Raw genomic sequence first — 6,968 nt, forward strand, 5'->3', positions numbered from 1 at the left:
GTGGTGGGGCGCGGGTGGCGCGCCGGTTGCGGGCCGGGTCGCGGGCCGGGCGAGTCGGCGCGGCCCTCTAGGATCGGCGCATGGCGAAGAACCCCGAGCGGCTGATGGTGCTCGACACCCCGACGCTGTACTTCCGCGCCTTCTTCGGCGTCCCCGACACCATCCGGTCTCCGGACGGGATGGTGGTCAACGCGGTGCGCGGCACGCTGGAGTCCGTCAGCTACCTGATCGGCACGTACAAGCCGGACCGGCTGGTGGCGTGCTTCGACGCGGACTGGCGCCCGGCGTTCCGGGTGGAGGCGATCCCGTCGTACAAGGCGCACCGGGTGCTGGAGGAGGCGCCGGCGGGCGGCGCAGGCGTGGACGTCGAGGAGGTCCCGGACCTGCTGAGCCCGCAGGTCCCGGTGATCGAGGCGGCGCTGGACGCCCTGGGCATCGCGCGCGCCGAGGCGCCGGGCTTCGAGGCCGACGACGTCCTGGCGACCCTGGCCGAGCGCTGGGACGGCCGCGGCCCGGTGGACGTGGTGACGATGGACCGCGACCTGTACCAGCTGGTCGACGACGCGCGCGAGATCCGCGTCCTGAACATCGGCAAGGGCGTGACCAAGCTGGAGCCGGTGACAGACGCGGTCCTGCGCGAGAAGTACGGCATCAGCGGCGGCGAGTACGCGGACTTCGCGGCCCTCCGCGGCGACCCGAGCGACGGCCTCCCGGGCGTACAGGGCATCGGCGAGAAGACCGCGGCGACGCTGATCTCGCAGTACCGCGACCTGGCGGGCGTCCGCGCGGCGGCGACGGACCCGACATCGACGCTGAAGCCGGCACAGCGCAAGCGGATCGCGGAGGCGGCGGCCTACCTGGACGCCGCACCGACGGTGGTGCGCGTCGTGCGCGACGCGCCGGTGGTGGAGCACGACGACGTGCTGCCGCGGGAGCCGAAGGACGCGGTCATGGCGACGATGCTGGCGGAGAAGTTCGGGGTGAAGGCGGCGATGGCTCGGCTGACGCGGGTGATGGCGGAGCGGTAGGGGCGCGGAGCGGCGCTCGCTCGGTTGACCTGCCGGATGGCAGCGGCGCCGGACTCACGGTCTGCGAGCCCGGCCCCCGCCTCAGCCGTTCATCATCGAGTAGGCGACCACCCCGCGCCGCAGCCCATCAATAGCCTCCTGCGCCGCAGCCCGCACCGTGCTCGTCTTCCCACCGGACGCCTTCAGCTCCGCGGCGGCGTTGGCGACCTGGCCGAGCAGGTCGATCAGCTGCTTGCACCAGCGGACGAAGTCGCCTGCGGGCATCTCCACGTCCCACAGCACCTCCTCCAGCGCCTTGCCGGAGGCCCAGTGGAAGGCCGGGAGTGCGAAGCCGAGGTCCGGCTCGCGCTGGAACTCCAGGTGGTGGTCGGTCTCCAGTTCCTCCAGCTTGGCCCAGAGGCGGACCATCTCGTCGAGGGTCTTCGGGACGGCGCCGCCGGGGAGGCGGGGCGGGCCTGCGTCGTCGGCGCGGCGGGCCTCGTAGACGAGGGCTGACACGCATGCGGCGAGTTCGGGCGGGGTCAGCCCTTCCCAGAGTCCCGCGCGCAGGGTTTCCGCGGTCAGGAGGTCCAGCTCGGTGTAGAGGCGGCCCAGGCGCTTGCCGATCGGGGTGACCTCGTCGCCGTCGAGGTAGCCCAGCTGCTCCAGGAGGCCGCAGACGCGGTCGAAGACCTTGGCGATGCTGTTGGTGCGTCCGGCGACGCGCCGTTCCAGCTGCTTGGTCTCGCGGTCCAGCTTGTGGAAGCGCTCGGCCCAGCGAGCGTGGTCCTCGCGGTCCTGGCAGCCGTGGCAGGGGTGGGCTCGGATGGCTTTGCGGAGGCGGCTGATCTCGGTGTCGTCCGCCGCCTCGGCGCGGTAGCGGGTCTTGCGGTAGGGCGGGATCTCCTTGTCGCCGGCCTTGCTGCGCAGCACCGCGGCCAGGTCCTTGCGCGACTGCGGGGACTTGGCGTTGAAGGACTTCGGGACGCGCATGTGGTCCAGCGGCTCCGCCGGGCTCGGGAAGTCCGTCACGGACAGGCGCACGACCTGGCGGTCGACCGTCAGCACCACCGGGCGCGGGCCGTCGCCGGTGACCTGCTTCGGACGTCCCGCCGTCGAGGCCGGTATCCCCGGGTCCAGGACCACGGCGACGCCGGCGCGCTTGCCGGCCGGGACCACGATGATGTCGCCCGGCTGGAGCTTCTCCAGGGACTCCAGGGACGCGGCGCGCCGGTTCGCAGCGCCCTGGCGCGACAGGTCGGCCTCGCGGTCGGAGAGCTGGCGGCGCATCGCCATGTACTCGTCGAAGTCGCCGAGGTGGCACGTTATGGCCTCGGAGTACCCCTCCAGCGCCGTGGCGTTCTTGCGGACCTGGCGGGTCAGGCCGACGACTGCCTGGTCGGCCTGGTACTGCGCGAACGAGGTCTCCAGCAGGTTGCGCGCCCGCTCGGCGCCGAACTGCCCGACCAGGTTCACGGCCATGTTGTACGACGGCTTGAACGACGAGCGCAGCGGGTACGTCCGCGTCCCGGCCAGCCCGGCGAGCGCCTTGGCGTCCAGGTCGGGCCGCCACATGACGACCGCGTGCCCCTCGATGTCGATGCCGCGGCGGCCCGCCCGGCCGGTGAGCTGCGTGTACTCCCCGGCGGTCAGGTCGACGTGGTTCTCACCGTTCCACTTGGTCAGCGCCTCCAGGACCACGGTGCGGGCCGGCATGTTGATGCCCAGGGCCAGCGTCTCGGTCGCGAACACCGCCTTGACCAGGCCCTGGACGAAGAGCTCTTCGACGATCTCCTTGAACGTCGGCAGCATGCCCGCGTGGTGCGCGGCCACGCCGCGCTGCAGGCCGTCGAACCAGTCGTGGAAGCCCAGGACGTTGAGGTCCTCCGACGGGATCCTGCCGGTCCGCTCCAGCACGTGTGTCTTGACCCGGGCCCGCTCGTCGGCGTTCAGGAGCCTGACACCGGCGTGCAGGAACTGCTGGACCGCGGCGTCGCAGCCGGCCCGGCTGAAGATGAAGGTGATGGCCGGGAGCAGGCCCTCGGCGTCCAGCTTCTCGATCACGTCGACGCGGCTGGGCACCCAGCCGCCGCGGCCGCGCCGGTTGACCCGGCCGCGCTGGCCGCGGTTGCCGCCGCCACCAGCACCGCCACCGCCGCCGCGCGGGCCGCCCCGCTTGTACATGGACTCGGAACCCTCGCGGTTGAGCCGCACGAGTTCGGGGTTGACCCGCAGTTCGCGGGACGCCGAGATGCCGCCCTGGCCGTTGGCGCCGGGCATCGCCTCGCCGTCGGCGCCGTTGGCGAACAGGTCGAACATCCGCTTGCCGGACAGCACGTGCTGCCACAGCGGGACCGGCCGGTGCTCCCAGACGATGGACTTCGTGTCGCCGCGCACGGTGCGGAGCCAGCCGGCGAACTCCTCCACGTTCGACACCGTCGCCGACAGCGCCACCAGGCGCACCGACTCCGGCAGGTGGATGATGACCTCTTCCCAGACCGCGCCGCGGAAGCGGTCGGCGAGGTAGTGGACCTCGTCCATGACCACGTAGCCGAGTCCGGACAGGGTCCCGGAGCCGGCGTAGAGCATGTTGCGCAGCACCTCGGTCGTCATCACGACCACCGGCGCCTCGCCGTTGACCGTGTTGTCGCCGGTCAGCAGGCCGACGTTGGCCGCTCCGTGCCGGGCGACCAGGTCGGCGTACTTCTGGTTGGACAGCGCCTTGATCGGGGTGGTGTAGAAGCACTTGACGCCCTGCGCGAGGGCCAGGTGGACGGCGAACTCCCCCACGACGGTCTTGCCCGAACCGGTCGGGGCGGCGACCAGGACGCTGTCCCCGGCCTCCAGCGCGCGGCAGCCCTCGATCTGGAACCCGTCGAGGTCGAAGTCGTAGCCGCCCCGGAAGCGCTGGAACTCGGAGAGGGCAGGCACATCGGGAGCCCGCAGGGGCTCAGCGGGCGATGACATGTCTCCACCCTAACCGCAAGCTTGATCGCTGCGCCTCAGGTTTGTGAGGCGGTCCGGACGGTGCTCACCCTGCGGGACGAAAGACCCGCAGCGCCCCGGGCAGCGTCCGCAGCGTCACCGGCAGCGCGCCGATCCGCTCGCCGTCAGCCCAGCAGCTCACGCCCTCGGCGTGCAGCTCGATCTCGGCGGCATGGTGCACCTCGACCTTGGGGTGGTTCACATGCCGGCCCTTGAAGACCTTCGGGAAGATGGTCAGCAGGGCCGGCTTGGAGATCTTGCGGACCTCGGTGAGCTGGAAGCGGCCGTCGTCCATGCGGGCCTCGGGGCAGATGAGCATGCCGCCGCCGTAGGAGGGGCCGTTGCCGACCGCGATCAGCATGCACTCGTCCGTAAGCTCGAGGTCGTCCAGCCGGATGCCGAAGCGCGGCGCCTTGAAGCGGGGCAGCTCCAGCAGCATCGACAGGTCGTAGCGGCGCTTGCCGCGCGGCCAGCGCATCTGGTTGGCCCGGTCGTTGACCTTGGAGTCCAGGCCGCAGGCCATCACTGTGGAGAAGCGGCGGACCACCTCGGCGGAGGTGCCGGCGCCGACGGTGGCCTCGCCGAGGTCGATGCGGCCGACCTCGCCGGCGGCGATCACGCGCGCCGCGGCCTCCGGGTCCTTCAGCGGGATGCCTAGGCTGCGCGCGGTGTCGTTGCCGGTGCCGGCCGGGATGATGCCGAGGACGGTCTCCGGGTGGTCGGTCAGCAGCCGCAGCCCGGCCGAGACCATGCCGTCGCCGCCGACCACGACCAGGGCCGCCTCGTGGTTCTTCAGCAGCGCGTCGCTCGCCCGCTGCTCGCCGTCGTGGGCGTCGCGGCCGACGATGTCGGTCACCTCGATCCCGGCGGCCCGCAGCGCGGCCACGGCCCGCCGGCCGGCTTCGGCGCCCGCGCCCTTGGCGGACGTGGGGTTGATCAGGGCGACGACATGTTCGGGTCTGTGCTGGTCGGAAGGTCTGTGTTGGTCGGAAGGTCTGTGTTGGTCAGAACTGCTAGGCACGCGCGAACGCTAGCAGCGCGTGGCCCCGTCCGTCATGGCGCCGTGACCGGCGCGTTATCCGGGGCGTGCGCCGGGTGGCCGCTGCCGGGCCTACGTCAGGTCGTCGTAGTCGTCGTCGAAGCTGCGCCGGACCTGCTCGACCGGGTGTGCCTGGTCCACCGGGACCGGGCTCAGGTCGAGGGCGGAGGCCTCGTCCGGAGACAGGTTGGCGTTGATGCTGCGGGCGGCGCGCCGCTTGTCGTTCATGATCGCGATACCGATGGCCGCGTAGTAGAGCAGACACATCGGGACGGCCAGGGCAGTCATGCCCAGCGGCTCGCCGGTCGGGACCGCGGCGGCGGCGAAGATGAAGATGCCGAAGGTCACGTAGCGCCAGGACTTCTTGAGGCGCTCGGCGGACAGCACGCCGGTCAGGTTCAGGGCCACGACGATCAGCGGCACCTCCATGGAGGCGCCGAAGACCAGCACCATCCGCAGGAAGAAGCCGATGTAGTCGCTCAGCGGGATGGCGTTGGGCGACTCCGACGGGGTGAACCCGAGCAGCACGCTCATGACGTGCGGGATGAGCACGAAGCACAGCGCGGCGCCGCCGGCGAACAGCGGGACCGCGACGGCGACGAAGCCCAGGCTGTACTTCTTCTCGTTCTTGTGCAGGCCCGGCGCGATGAACGCCCAGAGCTGGTACAGCCAGACCGGGCTGGCCAGGATCATGCCGACCATCAGCGAGACCTTGAAGTCGACCGCGATGCCCGAGGTGGTGCCCTGCGAGGTCAGCACGCCGCTCTTGCAGCTGCTCGTCACGCCCGCGGCGACGCCCTTGGCCTTCGAGTCGCAGACCGCGCGGGTCAGGGCGTGGATGACCTGCTTGTGCACCAGCCAGCCGGCGACCGCGCCCAGCGCGATGCCCACGGAGGAGCGGAACAGCCGGGTGCGCAGCTCGCGGATGTGCTCGCCGAGCGGCATCCGGCCCTCGGGGTCCTTCTGGACCTTGACGGACTTCGGCGGCTTGCTCTTGCCCTTGGGCCGGGTCCCGTTGGCGCTGGCCTGCGTGGTCATGGTGTCGGAGGTCCGTTCAGTTCTGGGCGTTGTCGGCGCGCGCGGCGCCGCCTTCGACGATCGTGCCGGGGATCACCTTGGCCTCGGGCAGCTCCACGTCGTCCGCCGCGGCCTGCATCTCGGACTTCATGATCCGCGCCGACTTCCGGATGCTGCGCACCGAGTCGGGCAGCCGGTGGCGCCCGAACAGGGCCCAGGCCGCCACCACGATCAGACCGATCTCGATCAGCCTCATGAACACGGGCCGACCCCTTTCAGTGCGGCGCGCCCCGGGCGGACGGGCGTCACGGATATGAACACGGGCACGATGCGAAGACTAATCGTGCTGGGCCCGTGCCCGCATCGCCTTGACGCCCTCCATTTCCTGAACACCGCGCAATGTCTCGCTCGCGTCGTTCAGGATCTCGGAGGTCTTCTTCAGCTCCCGGATCAGACCCTTCGCCGCGGCGAACACCCGCCAGCCGAACGCGGCGGTGATCACCAGGACGACGACGGCGGTGATCGTGATCAGCAGGACCCAGTACATGCTGGAAACTATAGAGCCTGGCCCGGCCCGCGACGCAGGGCGAGGGTGGCCACACCGGCGGATTTCAGGATCTCGGCCAGCTCGGGACCTGCCGGCCGACGGACCCGCGCACCGCAGGCGGGGCAGGTGAACAGGTAGCGGTTCGCGTCGGCGCCGTCGCCGGTTTCGACGAAGCGGAGGTCGGCGATGGCGACGTACTGCGGTCCGCAGTCCGGACAGCGGACGCGGAAGTCGGCGGCCGGGGCGGGGGTCGGAGTTGCGGCCGCGGCTGTGGCTGCGGGGCGCTCGGGGCCGCTACGCAGTGCGACGGACTCGATACCGATGGCGGCCATCGCGTCGGAGAGGTCGGCCAGGCCGCCGGTCAGGGCTCGGA

General features: G+C 71.3%; 7 protein-coding genes. 1 reads left to right on the top strand and 6 read right to left on the bottom strand.

Annotated features, from left to right (window positions below):
- Window positions 1-80: 80 nt before the first annotated feature.
- Window positions 81-1,028 (top strand): 5'-3' exonuclease, encoded by a 948-nt coding sequence (locus tag GWK61_RS51400; RefSeq protein WP_228564368.1) that lies wholly within the window; start codon window positions 81-83, stop codon window positions 1,026-1,028.
- Between the two features lie 81 nt (window positions 1,029-1,109).
- Here GWK61_RS51400 and GWK61_RS51405 read toward each other — a convergent pair whose 3' ends face one another.
- The 6 genes from GWK61_RS51405 to GWK61_RS51430 all read right to left on the bottom strand — a co-directional run.
- A complete protein-coding gene (locus tag GWK61_RS51405) occupies window positions 1,110-3,974 on the bottom strand; it encodes a DEAD/DEAH box helicase (protein WP_194921391.1) in 2,865 nt (954 codons plus the stop codon).
- Window positions 3,975-4,038: 64 nt separating this feature from the next.
- On the bottom strand, window positions 4,039-5,013 hold the full coding sequence (locus GWK61_RS51410; protein WP_194921393.1) for a diacylglycerol kinase: 975 nt from the start codon (window positions 5,011-5,013) through the stop codon (window positions 4,039-4,041).
- A gap of 90 nt (window positions 5,014-5,103) precedes the next feature.
- Window positions 5,104-6,069, bottom strand: coding sequence for a twin-arginine translocase subunit TatC (gene tatC / locus GWK61_RS51415; protein ID WP_194921396.1), 966 nt, complete (start codon window positions 6,067-6,069; stop codon window positions 5,104-5,106).
- A gap of 16 nt (window positions 6,070-6,085) precedes the next feature.
- Window positions 6,086-6,304, bottom strand: a complete 219-nt coding sequence (locus GWK61_RS51420) for a twin-arginine translocase TatA/TatE family subunit (RefSeq protein WP_499704231.1) — start codon at window positions 6,302-6,304, stop codon at window positions 6,086-6,088.
- Window positions 6,305-6,385: 81 nt separating this feature from the next.
- Complete coding sequence (locus GWK61_RS51425; protein ID WP_194921400.1) at window positions 6,386-6,595, bottom strand: hypothetical protein; 210 nt, start codon at window positions 6,593-6,595, stop codon at window positions 6,386-6,388.
- A gap of 8 nt (window positions 6,596-6,603) precedes the next feature.
- The coding region (locus GWK61_RS51430; RefSeq protein ID WP_194921402.1) for a hypothetical protein at window positions 6,604-6,968 on the bottom strand (365 nt) is incomplete at its 5' end.

The sequence above is a fragment of the Catenulispora rubra genome, assembly GCF_015356825.1.
GTDB lineage: Bacteria > Actinomycetota > Actinomycetes > Streptomycetales > Catenulisporaceae > Catenulispora > Catenulispora rubra.

Bases quoted from the DNA above. Each gene is read 5' to 3' on its own strand.
- GWK61_RS51405 (WP_194921391.1), bottom strand. From the start codon at position 3,974: ATGTCATCGCCCGCTGAGCCCCTGCGGGCTCCCGATGTGCCTGCCCTC.
- GWK61_RS51420 (WP_499704231.1), bottom strand. From the start codon at position 6,304: ATGAGGCTGATCGAGATCGGTCTGATCGTGGTGGCGGCCTGGGCCCTG.
- GWK61_RS51425 (WP_194921400.1), bottom strand. From the start codon at position 6,595: ATGTACTGGGTCCTGCTGATCACGATCACCGCCGTCGTCGTCCTGGTG.
- tatC (WP_194921396.1), bottom strand. From the start codon at position 6,069: ATGACCACGCAGGCCAGCGCCAACGGGACCCGGCCCAAGGGCAAGAGC.
- GWK61_RS51400 (WP_228564368.1), top strand. From the start codon at position 81: ATGGCGAAGAACCCCGAGCGGCTGATGGTGCTCGACACCCCGACGCTG.